This window comes from Nocardia sp. NPDC005825 (genome assembly GCF_040630175.1).
Lineage (GTDB): Bacteria > Actinomycetota > Actinomycetes > Mycobacteriales > Mycobacteriaceae > Nocardia.
Genome location: NZ_JBEXXC010000010.1, coordinates 37,658 through 57,811, shown reverse-complemented (window position 1 = coordinate 57,811; position 20,154 = coordinate 37,658). Strand labels below are relative to the sequence as shown.

Below are 20,154 nucleotides of genomic sequence, written 5' to 3'. Positions count from 1 at the left end.
TATCGGGATCCTCAGCGTGTGAGCCGCACGGGCAGTTCGGTGATGCCGTTCACGAAGTTCGAGCGCAGCCGCACCGGAGGACCGGTGACCTCGATGCTCGAGAACCGCTCGAGCAGTTTCTCCAGCAGCACGCGGCCTTCCAGCCGGGCGACGCCGCTGCCGAGGCAGAAATGGGTGCCGAACCCGAAGGACACGTGCGGATTGTTCTTGCGGGTGATGTCGAAGACATCCGGGTTCTCGAAGACGTCCTCGTCGCGATTGGCGGCGGCGTAGGACAGCACCACCTTGTCCCCGGCCTTGATCCGCTGCCCACCGACTTCGGTGTCCTGCACGCAGGTGCGTCGGAATTGCAGGATCGGCGGGAACATGCGCAGGATCTCCTCGACGGCCTGCGGCATCAGGCTCGAATCCGCACGCAGCAGCCGGAATTGGCCGGGATTCTCCGACAGCAGCAGGATCGCGCCGTTGAGCATATTGCGGGTGGTCTCGTTGCCCGCGATGACCAGCAGCTGGAAGAAGCGGTCGAGTTCGTCGTCGGTGAGGCGGCGGCCGTCGACCTCGGCATTGACCACCAGGCTCCACACGTCGTCGGTCGGTTCGGCGCGCTTGGCGGCGGTCTGGGCGCGGGCGTAGGCGAACAACTCCAGGAACGCGGAGACATAGGACTTCTTGTCCACGGCCTCCGGATCGTCGAAGCCGATCATCCGATTGGTCCAGTCGAACAGCAGGTGCCGTTCCTCGGTGGGCACGCCGAGGATGTCGGCCAGCACCAGCACCGGCATCTCGGAGGACACCTGCTGGACCCAGTCGATGTCGCCGCCGTCGCCGAGCCGCTCCACGATCGAATCGGCGTGCACGCCGATGGATTCCATCATGCCGTTGACCACGCGCGGCGTGAACGCCTTGCTGATGATCTTGCGCATCTGGGTGTGCATGGGCGGGTCGATGTTCAGCATCGCCTGACGCTGGATCTCCAGTTCGGCCGGGGTCACCTCGCGCACCCAGGTGCCGCCCGCGTAGGAGCTGAACACCTCGGGGCGCTTGCCCGCCGCCATCACGTCGGCGTGCTTGGTGAAGTACCAGAACCCGGGCCCGCCCGGGAAGTCGCCCGCGGCGGGTTCGGGCACCCACACCACCGGCGACTCGCGGCGCAGCGCGGCGACCTCGGCGTAGGGGAACCCGGATAGATAGGTGTCGGGATTGCCGAGATCGGGGACGGTGGTGATCATGCGTGCTCCTGTGGGGTGGCTGAGTTCTCTTCACGAACGGCGGCGGCCTTGGCCCACGCGTAGTCGGCTTTGCCGTTGGCGTGCCGGCCGACCCGGTCGACGCGAAGGAACAGCTTGGGAATCTTGTAGCCCGCCAGGGCTTCCCGGCAGCCGTCGCGCAACTGCTCGACGGTGACGGTCGGGTCGGCGAGCTGGTAGAGCGCGACCACCTCCTGCCCCCAACGCTCGCTGGGGCGACCGACCACCACGGCGTCGGCGACGCCGGGCAGGGCCCGCACCACCTGTTCGACCTCTTCGGCGAAGACCTTCTCGCCGCCGGTATTGATGGTGGTGGCCTCGCGGCCGAGGAACTCGAATTCGCCGCTCGCGGTGAGGCGGGCGCGGTCGCCGGGCACCGAGTAGCGGCGACCGGCGACGGTGACGAAGGTGGCGGCGGTCTTGTCCGGATCGCCGAGGTAGCCCATGGGGATGCAGCCGCCCTGAGCCAGCCAGCCGATCTCGTCGCTGCCGGGTTCGATGGTGCGGGTGCGGATTTCGTCGATCAGCGCGGTATTGCCGCGGGCGGCGAAGGTACTGGAGCCGGAGCCGCGTTTGGCGTGCAGACCCGTCTCCGACGAGCCGAGCATATCGCTGACGCGCAGGCCTGGAATCAGCTCGCGCAGCCGGTCCTTCAGGGCGTCACGCAGCGCGGCGCCGCTGTTCACGATGAGCCGCAGCGCGGGCAGTGCGCGGGGGCGGGCCTCCAGCTCGGCGACCAGCGGCGCGCCGAACGCGTCGCCGACGATGGCCATGGAGGTGACGCCGTGCTGCTCGCAGGTATCGAGCAGGGTGGCGGCGTCGAACCGGTGCGGGTGCGGCTGGAACACGACGGTCGCGCCGGACAGCCAGCCGCCCAAGGCGATTCCGGTGCCCGCGCCGTGCATGAGCGGCGGTGCGGGCAGCACCCGACCGCGAATCCGCAGGGCGCGCTGGACCACGTCGTCCACGGATTCGGCCTTGCGGACGCCCATCGGCCCGGCCACCAGATCCCCGACCCGCCAGATGACGCCCTTGGGCATGCCGGTCGTGCCGCCGGTGTAGAGCAGATGCCGGTCGTCGGGGTCGGATGCGGGCGCACCCTGTGCGGGATCGGCTGCGGCCAGCGCGGTTTCGTAGTCCAGCGCACCGTCGAGCAGCGGCGCACCACTGCCGTCGTCCACCTGGATCAGCAGGGGACGCCGGTCGAGTTCCGCGAGCGCCGCCGCCAGGGTGGCGGCGAAGTGGCCGCCGAACAGCACCGCCGCGGCATCCGCGTCGCGCAGCAGGTACGCCAGCTCGCCCGGCGTGTATCGGTAGTTGATATTGAACGGTGCGACCGACGCCTTGTGCGCGCCGAGTACGCCTTCGAGGTATTCCGCCCCGTTGTGCAGGTAGATGCCGAGGTGGTCCTGCCCTGTCTCCCAGGCATGGCCGACGGGTTCGCGCCCGCCGAGGCCGTGGGCCCGCAGCAACGCGGCGAGCCGGCGAGTGCGGTCGGTGGTCTCGTGCCAGCTGAAAGTGCGGTCCGCCGTGATCACGCACGGCTCCTCGGCCAGCGCCGCGGCGATCGCCTCGTGCAGGGTGGCCAGATCGAATTCGGTCATGCTGGATCTCCGTTCTCCACGACCCACACCGGGTAGCTCTCGCCCTCGGGCGGGTGGACGAATTCGACGCGCAGCGCGGCTCCCGCACCGGGCTCGCCGAGGATTCCGGCGTACAGCCAAGGCCCCTCGGCCAATTCGACGATGCCGACGGTGTAGGGCACCAGGTCGGTGAAGGCGCGGTTGGGGGCCTTGTGCACCGTCGTCCAGGTGACGAGGGCGCCCGCGCCGGACGCGCTCGCCCAGACGGGATCGCTGCCGCCGCAGTCGGTGCACACCATCGCCTCGGGCGCCAGCGACAGCCCGCAGCCGGTGCACTTCTTGATGGCCAGTTCGCCGCGCCGGGCGGCGTCGAAGAATTCCGCGCTCTTGGCGTCGCGGGTCATGGGCGGCCACGCTGCGTTCTCGCTCATCGTCCGGCCCCGCTCAACACCAGGGTGGCATGGTGTTCGAGGACACCGCCGCTGCCGCTCACCATGATCACGTCCTTCCTGTCGACCTGCCGCGCGCCGGCCTGCCCGCGCGCCTGCACGACCGCCTCCACGATCGGCGTGAACCCGGTGAGGTAGTAGCTCGACAGCTGGCCGCCGCCGGTATTGCAGGGCAGGCTCCCGCCGGGTCCGAGCTTGCCGTCGGAGACGAACGCGCCGCCTTCGCCTTTCGCGCAGAAGCCATAGTCCTCGAGGGTGACCAGCACGGTGAAGGTGTAGCTGTCGTAGAGCTCGAGCAGATCTACGTCGGCGACCGTGACCCCGGCCATGCGCAGCGCGGCCGGTCCGGCGACCGCCGCGCCCGTGCGCAGCCCGAAGTCCGAACCGTGCCGCATCACCTGTCCGGGGTGCGCCTGGGCCCAGCCGAGCACCTCGACGGGCGGTTGGGCCAGCTCACGCGCCCGTTCGGCGGAGGTGACGATCACCGCCGCCCCGCCGTTGGAGACCAGGCAGCAGTCCAGCAGGTGCAGCGGATCGGCGATCAGCGGCGAGGACCGGTGATCCTCGAGCGTGATCGGCGTGGTGAACTGCGCGGCGGGATTGTGCGCCGCCCAGGCCCGCTGGCCGACCGCGATCGCACCGAGCTGCTCGCTGGTGGTGCCGTAGGTCTCGAAGTGGCGTCGAGCGGCCATGGCGTAGAACAGATTCGGGGTGATCGCGCCGATACCGAGGTGGTAGGAGGCGAATCCGCTGGGCAGGCCGCGCTGCGCGCCGAAAGCGTCACGCGCGGAGCCCTTCTCCCGCAGCGGCGCGTCCGCGAACACGCACGCGACCGCGGTCGCCTCGCCACTGGCGATGGCCTGCGCCGCCGCGGCGATCATGGCCGCCGGGCTCGCGCCGAGGGCGTGGATCTCGGCGAGCAGCCGCAGATCCCGCAGCCCCAGCACCTTCTGCAGGGACAACCGCGGCGAGCCCTGGGTGCCGGGGCTGACCAGCAGCCCGTCCAGATCGGTGATCGACAGTCCGGCATCGGCCGCCGCCAGCCGCACCGCTTCGGCGGCGAAATCCGTTGCGCTGCGCCCGTATACCTTGCCGACGTCGGTGAGCCCGAGTCCGGCGATCGCCGCCGTGGCCGCCATTACCGGCCCGCCCAGTTCGGCTTGCGCTTCTCGGCGAAGGCGCGCGGCCCTTCCTTGGCGTCGGCGGTGCGCATGATCACCCGCGCGGCGTCGTCGCTGAGCTTCCACGCCTCGTCCGCCCAATCCGGCAGCGTCGCGGCCTGATACAGCACACGCTTGCTGGCCTGCACGGCCAGCGGCGCGTTACGGGCGATCCGGTTCGCCAGGTCGAGCGCGGTGCCGAGCACCTGTTCGGCGGGGACCACCCGGTTCACCAGACCCCACCGCAGGGCTTCCTCGGGCGGAATCGGCGCACCGGTCATGGCCGCCTCGAGCGCGATCGACAGGGGGATGCGCCGCGACAGCCGCAGCAGCCCGCCCCCGGCGGCGATGATGCCGTGCCGTACCTCGGGCAGCCCGAGGGTGGCGTCGGCGCTCATGACCGCCAGATCGCAGGCGAGCACGAATTCGGTGCCGCCCCCCAGGGCGTACCCGTTGACCGCGGCGATGAGCGGCTTGTCGATGAGGCGCTTCATGATGCCGCCGAACCCGCGCTCGTGCTGATCCGGACCGATCAGCGAGCGCTTGGCGGCTACTTCCTTCAGGTCCGCGCCCGCACAGAACGCCTTGCCCGCGCCCGTGAGAATGCCGACCCGCAGTTCGGGGTCGGCGAGGAATTCGTCCACCGCATCCTGCAGCGCGATCGACATGGCGGCGTTCACCGCGTTCATCGCGTGCGGGCGGTTCATCGTGATGACCGCGACATGTCCGTCCCTGCGGAGGTATGCCGGTCGCTCTTCGTCGGGCTGAACCATGCCATTCAGGCTATGACCGTACGGGCGGTCAGTCAAGCGGTTCAACGAATGCCGCCGTCGAGGCGCAGGATCGAGCCCGTGCAGAACGAGGACGCGTCGGAGGCCAGATACAGGGCCGCGCCGACGATCTCGTCCGGTCGGCCGGGACGGCCCAGCGCGACCGCGGTGGCGAACTGGGCCCGGAACCCCTCCGGCCAAGCCTTGGCGATATCGGTTTCGAACGGTCCGCACTGGATCGCATTGACCCGCACGGTGGGCCCGAAGGCCTGCGCGAAGCCCTCGGTCAGATTGTTGAGCCCGGCCTTGGCCGCCGAATACGGCAGGGCGATGACGTCGGAGCGGGTGGCCGCCACCGAGCTGATATTGATGATGGACCCGCCGCCGGCCGCGGCCATCCGGGTGCCGATCTCGGCACACAGCCGGAACGGTCCCCGGAGATTGACCCCGACCACCTTGTCGAACAGCGACTCCCCCACCGCGTCCAGGCTCGGATACAGCGGCGAGATGCCGGCATTGTTGACCAGAACGTCGACCCGCCCGAACTCGCCGTAGGCGGCCTCGATCAGGGCGTCGCAGTCGGCCCAGTCGCCGACATTGGCCGCGACCGGCAGGGCCCGCACGCCGTATTCGGCCCGCACCTTCTCCGCCACCGCCGTACAGCCGTCGAGCTTGCGCCCGGCGATCACGACGTCCGCGCCCGCCGCCGCGAACCCTTCGACCATCTCCTTACCCAGCCCCCGGCTGCCGCCGGTCACCAAGGCCACCCGGCCCGCCAGCAGGTCGTTCGTCTGCACCGCCACGTCATTTCCTCGTTTCCACTGAGTGCTCGGGTCAATTATGCTGACCGTACGCGCGGTCAGTCAATGGCCGATGCTCACTCCAACCACCCGAGGGAACCCCGTCATGGCCTATGTCATCACGCAGCGCTGCTGCAACGACGCGACCTGCATCGCCGAGTGCCCGGTGGACTGCATCCGGCCCACCCCGGACGACCCGGACTTCGCCGCCGCGGAAATGCTCTACATCGACCCGGACACCTGCATCGACTGCGGGGCCTGCGCGGACTCCTGCCCGGTGCAGGCGATCTTCCCCGAGGACGAGCTGACCGCCCCGCTGGCCCGCTATCGCGACATCAATGCCGAGTACTTCGAGCTCCATCCACTCGAGCCCGACGTGAACCCGCTCGCCGCGGATCTGCGGCCGCCGCGTGGATCGGGAACGCTGCGGGTGGCGATCGTCGGTGCCGGCCCGTCCGCCTGCTACGCCGCGCAGGATCTGTTGGGGCGCGGTGACGTCCACGTGGACATGTTCGACCGGCTGCCCACGCCGTGGGGTCTGGTCCGCGCGGGCGTCGCACCCGACCACGCGGACACGAAGGCCGTCACCGACTCCTTCGCCGCCGCCTTCCGCCGCGACAACTTCCGGTTCCACCTCAATGTCGAAGTGGGCGAGCATATTTCCCACGAGGAACTGCTGGCCCACCATCACGCGGTGATCTACGCCGTCGGCGCGGCCACCGACCGGCGGCTCGGGATTCCCGGCGAGGACCTGCCCGGCAGCCATTCCGCCACCGAGTTCGTCGCCTGGTACAACGGGCACCCGGAGTACGCCGACCGCGAGTTCGACCTGTCCGGCGAGCGCGCCGTGATCATCGGCAACGGCAATGTGGCGCTGGACGTCGCGCGGATCCTCACCGCCGATCCCGAGCGGCTCGCGACCACCGACATCGCCGATCACGCGCTGGAGGCGCTGCGCCACAGCGCCGTTCGCGAGGTCGTCCTGCTCGGCCGCCGGGGTCCGGCCCAGGCCGCGTACACGTCGCCGGAGTTCCTGGCGCTCGGGCACCTGCCGGGTGTGGACGTGGTGATCGACCCCGCGGACCTGGAACCGTCCGTGGCGCTGAAGGTCCGGCTCGCGCACGAGTACGCGCAGCGCCCCGCCACCCCCGGCAACAGGCGCATCGTCTTCCGTTACCTCGCTTCCCCGGTCGCGCTCACCGGCGCCGACCGCGTCGAGGCGCTCGAGGTCACCCGTAATCGGCTGGTTCCCTCCGAAGCCGGTACGGTCGCCGAGCCCACCGGTGCGACCGAGACCCTCGCCACCGGATTCGTGTTGCGTTCCATCGGCTACCGCGGTGAACCGGTCCCGGCCCTGCCCTTCGACGACGAGCGCGGGATCGTCCCCAACGACCGCGGCGGCGTCGCGCCCCGCGTCTACGTGACCGGTTGGATCAAGCGCGGCGCGCGGGGCGTCATCGGCACCAACAAGATCGACGCCAAGGAGACCGTGGATCAGCTCGTCGCCGACTTCATCAGCGGCGCGCTGCCCACGCCACTCCATGACCGCAACGCCCTCACGGAGCTGGTGCGGCAGCGCCGGCCCGAGGTGGTCGATCGCGACGGCTGGACCGCGATCGATACGGCCGAACGTGGTGCGGGCCGGGCCGCGGGACGCCCCCGGGTCAAGTTCACCAGCACCGCCGAGCTGATCCGCACCGCCGAACGCTGAGCGGGACAGCGGAATACCGAGACCGGCCGGTGCGGGGCGCACCGGCCGGTCTGGTTCGCGTCAGGCTCTCGTCGTTCAGTCGATGAGCGCCGCGGCCTCGGTGAACAGCTGCAGGGTGATCGCGTGCAGGTGGTCGCCGACGGACTTCGGGGCCTTGCCCGCGACGGCGCGAGCGTGCGTGCCCTCGAGGATGATGCCGAGCTTGAACCCGGCCAGCACCGTGTACCAGGTGATGGCGCCCAGGTCGCGGTCGGAGAAGCGGGCGTAGTGCTCGATCATCTCCGCCGGAGTCGGAAGACCGCCCGCCGCGGCCAGTTCCGGGGTGACGGCGGCCCCGGCCGCGCCGGCCGGGCTGGTGGCGATCTGCCAGCCCAGATCCAGCAGCGGGTCGCCGATGGTGGACATCTCCCAGTCCACCATGGCGGCCAGCTCGGGGCCGTCGAACCGGAACATCATGTTCGCCAGGTGGCAGTCGCCGTGCATGATGCCGGGCCGCCAGGTCGCGGGACGGTGGGCCTCGAGCCAGGCCGAGACCTGGTCCAGCTCGGGGATTTCCGGCCCGGCGTAGCCGGGGTTGGCCCGATACCCGTCGAGTTCGCGCAGCCAGCGCGGCACCTGGCGCTCCAGGAAGCCTTCGGGTTTGCCGTAATCGGCCAACCCGAGCGCGGTGTGGTCGAGCGCGCCGAGCCGGGCGATGCCCTCGACCGCGGACAGCGCCATGGCGTGCCGGATCCCGGCGTCCCCGGCGTGCAGGTCGGGCAGGTCGGTGCCCGGATTGAAGCCTTCGACAGGTTCCATCAGGTAGAACACCAGGCCGGGCAGCACCGTTTCGCCCACGGACGCCGCGATCACGCGGGGCACTCGAACATCGGTGTCGCGCAGGGCACGCAACAGCCTGGCCTCGCGGCGCAGGACGTCGTTGCTGACCGCGCGGGGATGCCGGGGCGGTCGGCGCAGCACGTAGTCACGCCCGCCGCGGGTGAAGCGCAGCATGATGTTCTGGGTGCCGCCGCCGAGCCGCCGGATATCGGTGATCTCACCCGGCGGCAGGCCCTCGGCGTCCATCCAGGCGCCCACGGCCTCGGGGTCGATGGCCTGCCATGCCTCGGCAGAGGATTCGGTTTCTTTGCTGGACAGTGTCATTCGGAGTACAGCGCTTCGATCTCGGCGGCGTATTTGGCGTTGATGGGCTTGCGCCGCAACTTGCCGGTCGGGGTCAGCTCGTCGCCGCCCTCGGACCAGACGGTCGGCAGCAGCGCGAACTTCTTGACCTGTTCCACCCGGGCCAGCTTCGCATTGCCCGCGTCCACGCCGTGCTGGACGGCCGCGATCACCCGCTCGTCCTTGACCAGCACCGCCGGATCCGGATCCAGCCCGTACTTCTCCGCGAAGGCGGGCACCGCGGCGGCGTCCAGCGTCACCAGCGCGACGTTGTAGGGCCGGCCGTCGCCGATCGCGACCACCGCACCGATGAGCATCGACTCGGTGGAGATGGCGTTCTCGATATTGCTGGGCGACATGTTCTTTCCGCCCGCGTTGATGATGAGTTCCTTCTTGCGGTCGACGATGGTGTAGTAGCCCTCGTCGTCCACGGTCACCACGTCGCCGGTGTGCACCCAGCCGTCGGCGTCCTTGGTCGCGGCCGTCTGCGCCGGGTCGTTGCGATAGCCGCGCATGGTGAAGGGCGCGCGGATCAGCAGTTCCCCGTCGTCGAGCAGCGTGGCTTCGTAGCCGGGCACCAGGGTTCCGATGGTCCCGGGCTTGGCCCGATCCGGCGGTGCCGCGGTGGCCATGCCGATCTCGGACATGCCCCAGATGTCGGTCACCGGAATCCGCAGCTTGCGCAGGAAGGTGAAGACGCCCAGCGGGCAGGGCGCGGCACCGGTCATCGCCCAGTTCACCTGGTCCAGGCCGAGTTTCGCACGCAGTACGTCGATCACGGCGGGATTGTCGGCCGCGAAGCCGGCGGCCACCGCGGGATTCGCCTCGAGCTGGAGTTCGACGGCCGCCTTCAGCTTCTCCCACACCCGCGGCACCGCCTGGAACACGGTGGGCCGCACCGCGGTCAATGCCGCGGGCAGCTGCTTGATATCGCCGACGGTGACGATCTCGGCGCCGTTGGCGATGCCGAAGTAGTACACGATGCACCGGTCGGCCGCGTGCGCCGAGGGCAGGTAGGACAGCACCCGGTCGGTCTTGCCGATCGGGAACGACGAGGTCAATGCCGCTCCCATGGCGAGCACACCGCCGTGGGTGTGCTCGACGCCCTTGGGCGGGCCGGTGGTGCCGGAGGTGTAGATCATGCACAGCACGTCGTCGGGCAGCACGGCGTTCCAGGCCGCCTCGAAGTCGAAGCCGGGCGCGGGCTCGAGCCGGTCCAGGTCGCCGTCCTCGACCACCAGCACGTGCTCGACCGCGGCGCCGGACTCCTCGACCTTGGCCAGATACTGCCGCTCGGTGACGAGCACCTTCGCGCCGGAGTGCTCCAGCAGATAGCGCACCTGCTCGGGTGAGGAAGTGTTGTAGATCGAGAAGGTGGTCGCCCCGAGATGATTGGCGGCCATCTCGCTGAGATTGAACTCGGGCCGGTTGGTGAGCAGCGAGGCGAAGACGTCGCCGCGGCTCAGCCCGAGACCGGCCAGCCCGCCCGCCAGGCGGCGCACCTGCGCGTCGTACTGCGCCCAGGTGTAGCTGAGATCGCCTGCCGCGGAACGCAGAGCGATGATGTCGGGATGGTCGGCCACCTGGCGCTGGAACGCCTGGGGCAGGGTCTGTGGTTCGGCCATGGGTACTCCTGTGTGAATCCTTGCGTGGGGCGCGGGCGGGTCAGCTGGCGGGGGTGCTCAGCAACAGCCCGTAGGGCTTGCCGTCCAGACCGCCCGAGAGGTCGAACGAGACGAACTTCGGTTCGGTGTATTCGTCGAGGGCGTTCGGCCCGGCCTCCCGGCCCAGACCGCTCTGCTTGACGCCGCCGAACGGGTATTCCGGCGGGGCCAGATGCCAGTCGTTGATCCAGACCATGCCCGCCTCGAGCTGTTCGGCGACCTCGAAGGCCAACGCCGGATCGGCGGACCAGACGCCGGCCGAGAGCCCGTAGTCGCTGTCGTTGGCGATGGCCACGGCCTCGGGAATGCTGCGGTAGCGGATCACCGAGACCACCGGCCCGAAAATCTCCTCGCGCGCGATGCGCATGTCATTGGTGACGTCGGTGAAGATGGTCGGCTCCACCCAGAAGCCTTTGTCCAGACCAGGTCCGGTGGGTATGCCGCCGCCGTAGGCCAGGGTCGCGCCCTCCTGCTGCCCGATGCGGATGTAGTCGAGAATCCGATCACGCTGGGCCGCGGAGAAGACCGGTCCCAGATCGGTGTCGTAGTCCATGGGGTCGCCGAAGCGCAGCGTCTTGATCCGCTCGATCATGCGGGCCACGAACTCGTCGTGCAGGGTGTCCGGCAACAGCAGCCGGGTGCCGGACTCACAGCCCTGACCGGAGTGCATGAGGAAGGCGAACAGTGAACCGTCCACGGCCTCTTCGAGATTCGCGTCGGGCAGCACGATGTTCGCGCCCTTGCCGCCCAATTCGAGGGTGAGGCGTTTGACGTTGGAGGCGGCCCTGCGCATGATCTCCTTGCCCACGGCGGTGGACCCGGTGAAACCGATCTTGCGCACATCCGGGTGGTCGGCCAGGCGCGCCCCGACGATCTCTCCCTCTCCCGTTACGACATTGAAGACGCCGGCGGGCAGCCCCGCGGCCTCGAATTCGCGGGCCAGCTCCAACAGGATCAGCGGCGCGTGCTCGTCCGGCTTGAGCACCACGGTGTTACCCGCGCCCAGCGCCGGGAAGACCTTCCACACCGACAGCGGCAGCGGAATGTTCCAGGGCACGATGGCGGCACACACGCCGATCGGCTCCCGCCGGATCTTCCCGGCGGCGAGCACGGGATGCACGGTGGGACCGCCACTTTCGAACTCGTAGCGGGCGGTGAGGTCGGCCAGGTAGTGCATGTGCGGCAGGGCCGCGCCGAAATGGAACGGCTCGGCGACGCGCAGGGTGGCGCCGATCTCCTCGGCGTGCAGGGCGGCCAATTCGTAGGTGCGCTCGGCGAACCGGTCGGCGACGGTGCGCAGCAGCTGGGCGCGCTGGGCCGGCGGGGTCGAGCGCCAGCCGCCGTCCTCGTGCGCGGCCTTGGCCGCCGCCACCGCCCGATCGGCGAACGACAGGTCGCCGCGGGCGACGGTGGCGATCAGGCGTTCGGTGGCCGGGCTGCGGATCTCGTACCGCTCGTCCGTATCGACCCATTCCCCGCCGATGTACATCGCGTAGTGCGGTGCCTCGGGCCGGTCGGCAGTATCGGTACTCATCGTTGGGATCGATCCTTCCCTCGGTGTTGCCTGTATCACTATCTCAACTGACCGTTCGTACAGTCAATGAGTCAGCCGGAATTTCTTTCCGAGCTCGCATGGCAGAGATTTCGGCGCTTGACGTGAGCGCGATCACCTGGCAACACTAAAACTAACCGCACGTACAGTCAATGATGGAGAGAGCGATGTCCGACGGGGTACAGACGCAGGAGAACGTGGTTCGAATCGAGCGGCCCGCGGCTGGGGTCGCGGTGGTGGTGCTGGACCGCCCCTCGCGGCTCAATGCCATGAGCCCTTCGCGCATTCCGCTGGTGACCGAGGCGGTACGCCCGCTCGCCGCCGATCCCCAGACCCGGGTCGTCATCCTGACCGGCGCAGGGCGCGGCTTCTGCACCGGCATGGACCTGAGCAGCCTGGACGAGATGGCGCCGCGCGAGGTGGACGCCACCATCGCCTGGATGCGTGAATTGCACAGCTTCTCACTGGAATTGGCGCGACTCCCCCAGCCCACCATCGCCGCCGTCAACGGCCCGGCCATCGGCGGCGGCCTCGGCATGGCGCTGGGCTGCGATCTGCGCATCGCGGGCCCCGAGGCGAAATTCGGCGCGACCTTCGCCCGGATGGCGCTCGGGCCCGACGCCGGGGTCTCACACAGTCTGCCCGCCGCCATCGGTCACGCTCGCGCGCTGGACCTGCTGCTGAGCTGCGAGCCCATCGGACCCGAGGAAGCGCTACGGGTGGGCCTGGTCAGCCGCGTCACCCATGATGCCCTCGCCGCCGCCGTCGAGCTCGCCGAGCGCTGGGCCCGCATCCCCGCGCACGCCTCACGCGCGATCAAGGCCACCCTGCGGCGCGCCGCCGCGGCCGATATCGACACGACACTGCTCGACATCGAACCCGCCGTACAGGCCGAATTGATCTGCCACCCGGACTTCTTCGCCAACGCTCAGGCGTGGCTCGACAATCACAACTGAACGAACCCGGGCCGGGAAGGACGAGTCCCTCCCGGCCCGGCGAATCAGTCCGCGGCGTAGGCGGCGCGGACGACCTCGACGATGTGGCCCGCCGGATCGGTGAGGGCCGCGAGGCCGAAGCGATCCACCAGCAGGCCGCCGAGGAAGACGTCGGCGAAGGTCGCGGCGATCTCCTCCGGCTTGCGCTGCCCCTCCGGGCGGAACCAGACCCACATCCACTGCATGGAACCCCACAGCTGCAGGGCGACCACCTCGACATCGACCGGGCGGAACACCCCCGCGTCGATGCCGCGCTGGAGCTCGTCCATCGTCATGCGCTGCAGCTCGGCGCGCAGCTTGCGCACCTCCTGCATGGCCGGATCGTCGGAGAGCTGCACCACCTCGCGCTGGCTGGCGATGGTGGCGGCGCGATCGGTCACCTGCAACAGCGTCGAGGCGTAGAAGATCGACGCGATGCGCTCCTGCGGCTTGTCGAGCTGCGCCCACATCCGCCGGACGGCGTCGAGCTGGCGGGTCATGTAGTTCTCTTCGAGCTCGCGCAGCATCTGCGCCTTGGTCCCGAAGTGATGGACGATGGTGCCCTTGGACATCCCGAGCTCGCCCGCGATATCGCCGAGATTGGTCTTCTCGTAGCCCTGTTCAGCGACATGGCGGATGAAGGTGTCGAGAATCTCGGTGCGGCGGCCGGCCGGTCTGGCCACTGGTTCCTCCCGGAGTCGAAATTAACCGTACGAACGGTCCATTCTAACGGGGCAGGTAGATGGATTTGTACTGCTGGTAGGCGGCGAGCCCCTCGGGGCCCAGTTCCCGGCCCAGGCCGCTGTCCTTCACGCCGCCGAAGGGCGCGCCGTGGTCCATGGTGTAGCCGTTCACGCCGATGCTGCCGGTCTGCACGCGGCGGGCCAGGGCGGTGCCGCGGTCCAGGTCAGCGGTCCATACCGTGCCGCCCAGGCCGTAGTCGGAGTCGTTGGCCAGGCGCAGCGCGTCGGCGTCGTCCTCGAACGGGATCACCGCCAGCACCGGGCCGAAGATCTCCTCGCGGGCGATGGTGGCGTTGTTGTCGACGTCGGCGAAGACCGTCGGTTCCAGGTACCAGCCCCGGTCGAACCCGTCCGGCCGCCCGCCGCCGGTGGTGATCCGCCCGCCCTCGGCCCGGCCCTTGGCGATGTAGCCCTCGATGATTTCGCGCTGCCGCGCGCTGGCCACCGGCCCGATGACGGTCGAACGGTCCAGCGGGTCACCGATTTTCAGGCCGCGCACCAGGTCGGTGATGCCGTCCACGATCTCGCCGTAGCGGCTGCGCGGGGCCAGGATGCGGGTGCAGATGTAGCAGCTCTGCCCCTGGTTCATCAGGCTGACCGCGAACAGGCCCGGCAGCGTCGCGGCCAGGTCGGCGTCGTCGAGAATGATGGCGGCCGACTTGCCGCCGAGCTCGAGGGTGACCGGCTTGAGCAGGCGGCCACAGGTTTCGGCGATGGCCCGCCCGGCGTCGGTGGACCCGGTGAAGGCGATCTTGTCCACGCCTGGATGCGACACCAGGTGCGCGCCGGCGGTGCGCCCGGAACCGGGCACGATATTGAGCACGCCCGGCGGAATCTGCGCCGCCGCGGCGGCTTCGGCGACCACCATGGCGTCCAGCACCGTCTCCGAGGACGGCTTGACCACGACGGTGCAGCCCGCGGCCAGCGCGGGCGCGAGCTTGAAGAAGGTGAGCGTCTGCGGGAAGTTCCACGGCACGATCGCGCCGACCACGCCGACCGGTTCCCGGCGCACCTCCGTCGAGCCCGCGACCAGCGACGGCCGCACCTCGAACTCCGCCTGCCGCTGCACCAGATCCGCGTAGTAGCGCAGGATCACGCCCGGCACGGTGCCCTCGACGGCCTTGCCGAAACGCACCGGCATGCCGTTCTGGCTACTGACGTAGCGCACGATATCCGCACTGCGCGATGCCAATTCGACGGCGAAGCGTTCCAGCACGGCGGCGCGGCGCGCCGGTTCCCAGCGCGACCAGCCCTGCGGGTCGTCGAACGCGGCCCGCGCGGCGGCGACCGCGGCGTCGACGTCGGCGGCCTCCCCGGCGGGCACGCTGCCCAGCAGTTCCTCGGTGGCCGCCGAATACGCCTCGATGCGACGCGAACCCGACGGCGCGCGCCACTCGCCTCCGATGTAGAGCGCGTTGAAGTCTGCCGTCATGGCGTGTCCTCTCCGGGAATCAGCACGGGTTTGACGACCGCGCCGGATTTCATGGCCCGCTCGGCCTCGTTGATCGCGTCGAGCGGGAAGGTCTGCACGAGTTCGTCGAACGGGAAGCGGCCCTGCCGCCACAGTTCGATCAGCCTGGGGATCAACAGCTTCGGGACGCTGTCGCCTTCGAGAATGCCCTTGATGGTGCGCCCGAAGGCGAGTTGGTCAGGGCGTACGGTGAGGGGCTTCAACTGCACACCGACGCAGCCGCAGACCCCGCGCAGGCGCAGCACGTCGATGGCGGTCGAGACCACTTCGGGGACGCCGGTGGTGTCGAGGGAGTAGTCCAGCCCACCCGGGACCAGGGCCTTGACGGCGTCACCCAGGTTCTCGGTCGAACCGAGGAAAGTGTGGGTGGCGCCGAGCTTCTCGGCCAGCCGCAAGCGCTCGGGATTGACGTCCACCGCGACGATGACCGCCGCGCCCGCGACCCGGGCCGCCATCACGGCCGAGAGCCCGACGGTGCCCGCGCCGAACACCGCCAGGCTCGACCCGGCTTCCACGCCCAGTGCGGTGAACACCGAACCGGCGCCGGTCAGTACGCCGCACGACAGCGGCCCGAGCAGCTCCAGTGGCAATGCCGGATCGACTTTGACGGCATTGCGCGCCGCTACCACGCTGTAGGCGGCGAAGGAGGACTGACCGAACCAGTTGCCCTTGACCGGATCACCCTGCGCGTCACGCACAGTGGTGGCCCGGCCCGGCCGGAAGCCCGACATATTGCGCGGCCAGAAGGTCTCGCAGTAGGCGGGCTGGGCGTCGAGGCAGTTGCGGCAGGTCCCGCACGAGTCGAAGGACAGCACGACATGGTCGCCGACCGACAGCGCGTCCACCCCCGCGCCGAGCTCCACCACCACGCCCGCGCCTTCGTGCCCGGTGATGATCGGCGGTTTGGCCATGGGCGTGCGCGGCAGGAAATCGCTGTGGCAGACGCCCACACCCGCGATCCGCACCACGATCTGCCCAGGTCCGGGGGCGTCGATTTCGACGTTCTCGATACCGAAGGGACCGTCGGCGGCGCGCAGGACCGCGGCCCGGGTGCGCACTGTCATCGGGCGTCCTTCTGCGCGACCAACTCCTTGTAGAGCGGGAAGACCGGCTTGGCCGCGGGCAGCAGCCGGAGGATCTTGCTGACCGGTCCGCGCGCCTTGGCCTCACCCTTGGCCAGCCCGACCGCCGCGTTGTACTCGCCCCGCCAGAAGCGGTTGCCATTGTCCGCGGACATGCTCATGCGGATATCGGGCACGACGTCGGTGTCCGCGCCCTCGATCACCTCGATGGCCGGTTCGGCGAGCTTGATGGTGAGCGTGGCCTTGGGGTCGGTGTAGTCGATGCGCAGCGTCACCGCCGCCGAGCGCAGTTTGGGCCCGGCCTGCGGGTGCGTGTCGGCGAGGCGGAAGGCGCCGCCGATGTACTGGTAGACCTCTTCGGCACTGGAGAAATAGCCCACGATGCCCACGCCCTTCCCGAGAAAATTCGTTGTGGTGTATCCATCTTAATAGACTGACCGCCCGTACAGTCAACAGTGAGTTGGCGGCCTACCGTGAGGCGGGCTGCCGATAGGCGGCCACCACCGGTGCGAGCTCGGCCGGGGTGGCGCCGTGCAGGATGACGGCGTCCGCGCCCAGATCCAGCTGGCCGCGCACACTGTTCGCGCACTGCGCGGCGCTGCCTCGCGCGGCCGCGCCCAGCCATTCGGGCGGCAGCAGTTCCGACAGGTGCTCGAGTTGGGCATCGGTCGCGACGGCGTCGATCGCTCCACGCATCCCGGCGACCACCGGGTCGGCTCGAAAACGCTCGAGCGCCTCGGGATCCCATCGATTGGTGGCGACCAGGAGGTCACCGTAGACCTGGAGGTAGGTGGCCAGTCGGCCGACGGTGGCGCGCAAGCGGCGGGATTCGGGCAGGTGATCGCCGATGGTCGCGTGACAGGACCACACGCGCACCGAGGCCGGATCCCGCCCGGCGCGTTCGGCCGCCTCCTTGACGATGCGGACCGAACGCACCAGCGTCTCGTCGGTGAAATAGGTGTGCAGGATGACCTCGTCGAACACTCGGCCGCCGAGGGCCAGGGTCTGCGGTCCGAAGGCGACCAGGCCAAGCGGGATCGGCTCGGCGAACTCGGGATCCAGCCGCAGGCGCGGATACCGCCCGGCCGGGCCGTCGTGATCGCGGACGGTCTCACCACGCCACAGGCGGCGCAGGAGTCCGGCGACATCCTCGAGCTGCGCGGTCGTGACCGGCGGCAGCCCCCAGGCGGCGAAGGCCCGCGCGCCGCCGCGCCCCAGCCCGAGCAGGAAGCGGCCCCGGGTGAGCCGGTGCATGGTGGTCGCGTACGCAGCGGTCACCAGAGGATGGCGGGTGTTGTGATTGGTTGCCGCCGTGGCGATCCGGATGTGCTGCGAGACCGCGCCCGCGGCCCCGGAGAGCGTGGCCGCCTCCTTGACATCGAAGCGTTCGGAGAGGAATGCGGTGCCGAGGCCGAGTTGCTCGGCCAGCCGCACCTCGTCGATGATCCGCCGCGGGTCGTCGGCCGCGCCCGCGAGCAGATAGCAGCCCAGTTCCGGATTCATCCGAGCACCTGCGCCGAGTCGAGCTCGAGCACTTGGCGGGCATGGCGTTCGGCCATCGTGAGGAACATGCGATCCCCGCGTTCGGTGCGGCGGGCCAGCATCGACGCGTTGATCACCATGAGCATTCCGTGCCACGCGCCGCGGCGATAGTCGCGCCAGCACTCGGCCCACGAATAGTCCCGAACGCCTTGTTCGAGCAGGCGTCCGTGGTAGCGCCGCACCAGATCTCGTTCCGCGGCGGGGCGCAGTTCCGCGGGCAGGCCGCTGCCCAGGAAGTAGGCCACATCCTCGGGACCGGAACCGATGGCACAGGTCTGCCAGTCGACGACGGTCATCGCGCCCTGCGGGCCGATCAGCACATTGTCGAGCCGGAAATCGCGATGCACCACGGTACGATGCTCGGACTCCCAAGACAGCCAGGCATCGAGGTGGGCGACGAAACGTCCGCCCGCGCATAGGATCTCAGCGCTCAGCAGCCCGTTGTACCGTTCCTGGAAGCCCGCCCACAGGCGGGGGGTCACCGCCGCGATGCCGGGGCGGTCGCGGCGCAGCCACGACACCTCCCCCAGCCGGTGACGCCCCCAGCACGGCGCGTGCAGTCCGGCGATCTCGTCCATCGCCGTGGCGGCCGACGCCACCGTGCATCCCGCCAGCTGATCACCCTGCACGGCCGGAGCCAGGTCCTCGAGCACCAGGACGAATGACCCGGTGCCGGAATCGAACTCCGCCGCGAATGCCTTCGGAGTACGCACCCGGACCCGGGGCGCGAGCTCCCGGTAGAAGCGCACCTCCCGCTCGTACGCGCCGTCCCGACGCACCCGTCGACGATGGTCGGGATCCGGATCCGCGAACTTCACGATGACGCTGCGCGGCGCGGTGGTCGGCCGGTCGTACTCGAGGCGCACTCGTGCGCTCATCGCCACCTGCCCGGTTCCGACCGCCGAACTCGACACCGCCACCACCCGCGCATCGCCCCGCGCCTCGGCCAGCGCGGCGTCCAGCCAATCCGGGGTGAGGCCGTGCGCGGGATCGACTTCCGTCAGGGGCGTCAGCACGTGCTCGGCGCGTCTCGACCGGCGAAGCGGTCGGCGAGGAAGTCGACCGCGCCGTCCGCGCCGAGGGCGCCCTCCACCAGATGCTCACCACCGGGGTCGGCCCGGTGCTCCACGGTGACCCCCGCGGCGCAGAGCCGCTCCACCAGCGCCTTGGCTGGCGGGTAGACGACCAGCTCGTCACCGACCGCGTGGTAGAGGTACATCGGCGACTCCGGCACGCCGGGCTGCGCCAGCGGACTGTTCGACCACAGCAGCGACATCAGCTTCTCGACGCCTTCGGCGTTGAGGCTGTCGCCGAAATCGAGGCCGGGGTTACGCGCCCCGGCGTCGGGAAGGCAGTCGGTCTGGCTCTCGGCGACGATACGACGACCGGTGTCGTTGAGGTAGGACTCGAGCCGGGCCTCGGGAAATCCCCGGGATATCCCGACGAACAGGACCGGCACCGCGCCGCCGAACGGACCACCGTTCGCGGCGTGGTAGACCGCCCGCTCGTCGCCCGGCGCGCCGCCGGCCGCGATTCCCGCGAACGACAGCTCCGGTGCGTAACTCGGTTGGAACTGGGCCGCGACGATGGACGCGAACCCGCCGCCGGAGTAGCCCCACAGCCCGATCGGCGTGTCGGCCGCGAATCCGGCGGGCTCGAAGGCGCGCGCCGCCCGGATGCCGTCGAGGACGCCGTGCGCGGCCATGGGCGCCGATCCGAACGCCGAATCGGGACCTTCCCAATCGGGAACGACTACGCCCCAACCACGTTCGATCAGCTTCGGCAGCTGGACGACGATGTCGGTCAGCGAGCCACCGAGCAGACCGCCGCCGCGCAGGGTGAGCGAGGGAGCGCACCGCAGGCCGACACCGTCCTCGGCCGATTGCAGGGAGACCAGCGGGCGCGGTCCCGGCCCGGTCCAGGGCGCGGTGGGCACGAGCACGGTCGCCACCGTCGCGGTCGGGCGGTCGTGGGTGTCGAGCGTCTTGTACTTCACCTGCCAGGCCCGGGTGGACAACGGGACGGGTCCGGCCGAGGCGCTGATCGGGCGGGAGTCGAGGATCGCGCCGTTGGCCAGCCCGGCCAAGTCGCCGGGCACGGCGTAGAAGGGATCGGCGTCGGGCGCCACGACCCCCGGATTATCCAGCGGCTGTGCGGCGGCGGGCGGGGCGAACGCCACCGACATCGCGGCGCAGGTGATGCCGACCACGGCGCCGATTGTCTTGGGGTACATCAGATTCTCCTC

At 69.9% G+C, this 20,154-nt stretch carries 18 protein-coding genes; 2 read left to right on the top strand and 16 right to left on the bottom strand.

Going from position 1 to position 20,154, the window contains the following annotated elements; translation table 11 throughout:
- Nucleotides 1–11: 11 nt before the first annotated feature.
- The 6 genes from ABZ382_RS25590 to ABZ382_RS25565 are packed head-to-tail and all read right to left on the bottom strand — an operon-like array spanning nucleotide 12 to nucleotide 5,991.
- A complete protein-coding gene (locus tag ABZ382_RS25590) occupies nucleotides 12–1,229 on the bottom strand; it encodes a cytochrome P450 (protein WP_357093524.1) in 1,218 nt (405 codons plus the stop codon).
- Nucleotides 1,226–2,851, bottom strand: a complete 1,626-nt coding sequence (locus ABZ382_RS25585) for an AMP-binding protein (protein WP_357093521.1) — start codon at nucleotides 2,849–2,851, stop codon at nucleotides 1,226–1,228. Before ABZ382_RS25585 ends, ABZ382_RS25590 begins: the two co-directional genes overlap by 4 nt.
- A complete protein-coding gene (locus ABZ382_RS25580; protein WP_357093518.1) occupies nucleotides 2,848–3,261 on the bottom strand; it encodes an OB-fold domain-containing protein in 414 nt (137 codons plus the stop codon). Before ABZ382_RS25580 ends, ABZ382_RS25585 begins: the two co-directional genes overlap by 4 nt.
- Complete coding sequence (locus tag ABZ382_RS25575) at nucleotides 3,258–4,418, bottom strand: thiolase family protein (RefSeq protein WP_357093516.1); 1,161 nt, start codon at nucleotides 4,416–4,418, stop codon at nucleotides 3,258–3,260. Before ABZ382_RS25575 ends, ABZ382_RS25580 begins: the two co-directional genes overlap by 4 nt.
- Complete coding sequence (locus ABZ382_RS25570) at nucleotides 4,418–5,212, bottom strand: crotonase/enoyl-CoA hydratase family protein (RefSeq protein ID WP_357093513.1); 795 nt, start codon at nucleotides 5,210–5,212, stop codon at nucleotides 4,418–4,420. Before ABZ382_RS25570 ends, ABZ382_RS25575 begins: the two co-directional genes overlap by 1 nt.
- Nucleotides 5,213–5,253: 41 nt before the next feature.
- Nucleotides 5,254–5,991: a glucose 1-dehydrogenase gene (locus ABZ382_RS25565; protein ID WP_357094084.1), complete on the bottom strand. Its 738-nt coding sequence runs from the start codon at nucleotides 5,989–5,991 to the stop codon at nucleotides 5,254–5,256.
- Nucleotides 5,992–6,115: 124 nt separating this feature from the next.
- On the opposite strand from ABZ382_RS25565, the gene ABZ382_RS25560 reads away from it, so the two are divergent.
- Entirely contained in the window at nucleotides 6,116–7,720 is a 1,605-nt protein-coding gene (locus ABZ382_RS25560; RefSeq protein ID WP_357093510.1) for a 4Fe-4S binding protein, read from the top strand.
- 75 nt (nucleotides 7,721–7,795) lie between these two features.
- Here ABZ382_RS25560 and ABZ382_RS25555 read toward each other — a convergent pair whose 3' ends face one another.
- The 3 genes from ABZ382_RS25555 to ABZ382_RS25545 form a co-directional block, all read right to left on the bottom strand.
- Nucleotides 7,796–8,785, bottom strand: coding sequence for a phosphotransferase family protein (locus tag ABZ382_RS25555; RefSeq protein WP_357094082.1), 990 nt, complete (start codon nucleotides 8,783–8,785; stop codon nucleotides 7,796–7,798).
- Between the two features lie 74 nt (nucleotides 8,786–8,859).
- Nucleotides 8,860–10,506 (bottom strand): AMP-dependent synthetase/ligase, encoded by a 1,647-nt coding sequence (locus tag ABZ382_RS25550; protein ID WP_357093507.1) that lies wholly within the window; start codon nucleotides 10,504–10,506, stop codon nucleotides 8,860–8,862.
- A gap of 40 nt (nucleotides 10,507–10,546) precedes the next feature.
- Nucleotides 10,547–12,079: an aldehyde dehydrogenase family protein gene (locus ABZ382_RS25545; RefSeq protein ID WP_357093504.1), complete on the bottom strand. Its 1,533-nt coding sequence runs from the start codon at nucleotides 12,077–12,079 to the stop codon at nucleotides 10,547–10,549.
- Nucleotides 12,080–12,264: 185 nt separating this feature from the next.
- Here ABZ382_RS25545 and ABZ382_RS25540 point away from each other — a divergent pair, with 185 nt between their 5' ends.
- Complete coding sequence (locus tag ABZ382_RS25540; RefSeq protein ID WP_357093501.1) at nucleotides 12,265–13,053, top strand: enoyl-CoA hydratase-related protein; 789 nt, start codon at nucleotides 12,265–12,267, stop codon at nucleotides 13,051–13,053.
- Nucleotides 13,054–13,097: 44 nt separating this feature from the next.
- Here the strand turns inward: ABZ382_RS25540 and ABZ382_RS25535 are convergent, their stop codons facing one another.
- The 7 genes from ABZ382_RS25535 to ABZ382_RS25505 form a co-directional block, all read right to left on the bottom strand.
- Nucleotides 13,098–13,754 (bottom strand): TetR/AcrR family transcriptional regulator, encoded by a 657-nt coding sequence (locus tag ABZ382_RS25535; RefSeq protein WP_357093499.1) that lies wholly within the window; start codon nucleotides 13,752–13,754, stop codon nucleotides 13,098–13,100.
- A 43-nt stretch (nucleotides 13,755–13,797) separates the two neighbouring features.
- On the bottom strand, nucleotides 13,798–15,246 hold the full coding sequence (locus ABZ382_RS25530; protein ID WP_357093496.1) for an aldehyde dehydrogenase: 1,449 nt from the start codon (nucleotides 15,244–15,246) through the stop codon (nucleotides 13,798–13,800).
- On the bottom strand, nucleotides 15,243–16,349 hold the full coding sequence (locus ABZ382_RS25525; RefSeq protein ID WP_357093493.1) for an NAD(P)-dependent alcohol dehydrogenase: 1,107 nt from the start codon (nucleotides 16,347–16,349) through the stop codon (nucleotides 15,243–15,245). The genes ABZ382_RS25530 and ABZ382_RS25525 overlap by 4 nt, the downstream gene beginning before the upstream one ends.
- A complete protein-coding gene (locus ABZ382_RS25520; RefSeq protein ID WP_357094080.1) occupies nucleotides 16,346–16,747 on the bottom strand; it encodes a hypothetical protein in 402 nt (133 codons plus the stop codon). The genes ABZ382_RS25525 and ABZ382_RS25520 overlap by 4 nt, the downstream gene beginning before the upstream one ends.
- 88 nt (nucleotides 16,748–16,835) lie before the next feature.
- Entirely contained in the window at nucleotides 16,836–17,870 is a 1,035-nt protein-coding gene (locus ABZ382_RS25515; protein WP_357093490.1) for a TIGR03857 family LLM class F420-dependent oxidoreductase, read from the bottom strand.
- A complete protein-coding gene (locus ABZ382_RS25510) occupies nucleotides 17,867–18,925 on the bottom strand; it encodes a phosphotransferase (protein ID WP_357093488.1) in 1,059 nt (352 codons plus the stop codon). The genes ABZ382_RS25515 and ABZ382_RS25510 overlap by 4 nt, the downstream gene beginning before the upstream one ends.
- Nucleotides 18,919–20,142, bottom strand: a complete 1,224-nt coding sequence (locus ABZ382_RS25505) for a lipase family protein (RefSeq protein WP_357093485.1) — start codon at nucleotides 20,140–20,142, stop codon at nucleotides 18,919–18,921. The genes ABZ382_RS25510 and ABZ382_RS25505 overlap by 7 nt, the downstream gene beginning before the upstream one ends.
- Nucleotides 20,143–20,154 lie beyond the last annotated feature (12 nt).

Excerpts from the sequence above, each read along its gene's own strand:
- ABZ382_RS25575 (WP_357093516.1), bottom strand. The coding sequence starts at position 4,418 with ATGGCGGCCACGGCGGCGATCGCCGGACTCGGGCTCACCGACGTCGGC.
- ABZ382_RS25585 (WP_357093521.1), bottom strand. The coding sequence starts at position 2,851 with ATGACCGAATTCGATCTGGCCACCCTGCACGAGGCGATCGCCGCGGCG.
- ABZ382_RS25570 (WP_357093513.1), bottom strand. The coding sequence starts at position 5,212 with ATGGTTCAGCCCGACGAAGAGCGACCGGCATACCTCCGCAGGGACGGA.
- ABZ382_RS25545 (WP_357093504.1), bottom strand. The coding sequence starts at position 12,079 with ATGAGTACCGATACTGCCGACCGGCCCGAGGCACCGCACTACGCGATG.
- ABZ382_RS25590 (WP_357093524.1), bottom strand. The coding sequence starts at position 1,229 with ATGATCACCACCGTCCCCGATCTCGGCAATCCCGACACCTATCTATCC.
- ABZ382_RS25505 (WP_357093485.1), bottom strand. The coding sequence starts at position 20,142 with ATGTACCCCAAGACAATCGGCGCCGTGGTCGGCATCACCTGCGCCGCG.
- ABZ382_RS25530 (WP_357093496.1), bottom strand. The coding sequence starts at position 15,246 with ATGACGGCAGACTTCAACGCGCTCTACATCGGAGGCGAGTGGCGCGCG.
- ABZ382_RS25525 (WP_357093493.1), bottom strand. The coding sequence starts at position 16,349 with ATGACAGTGCGCACCCGGGCCGCGGTCCTGCGCGCCGCCGACGGTCCC.
- ABZ382_RS25540 (WP_357093501.1), top strand. The coding sequence starts at position 12,265 with ATGTCCGACGGGGTACAGACGCAGGAGAACGTGGTTCGAATCGAGCGG.
- ABZ382_RS25580 (WP_357093518.1), bottom strand. The coding sequence starts at position 3,261 with ATGAGCGAGAACGCAGCGTGGCCGCCCATGACCCGCGACGCCAAGAGC.
- ABZ382_RS25550 (WP_357093507.1), bottom strand. The coding sequence starts at position 10,506 with ATGGCCGAACCACAGACCCTGCCCCAGGCGTTCCAGCGCCAGGTGGCC.
- ABZ382_RS25555 (WP_357094082.1), bottom strand. The coding sequence starts at position 8,785 with ATGGACGCCGAGGGCCTGCCGCCGGGTGAGATCACCGATATCCGGCGG.
- ABZ382_RS25515 (WP_357093490.1), bottom strand. The coding sequence starts at position 17,870 with ATGAATCCGGAACTGGGCTGCTATCTGCTCGCGGGCGCGGCCGACGAC.
- ABZ382_RS25560 (WP_357093510.1), top strand. The coding sequence starts at position 6,116 with ATGGCCTATGTCATCACGCAGCGCTGCTGCAACGACGCGACCTGCATC.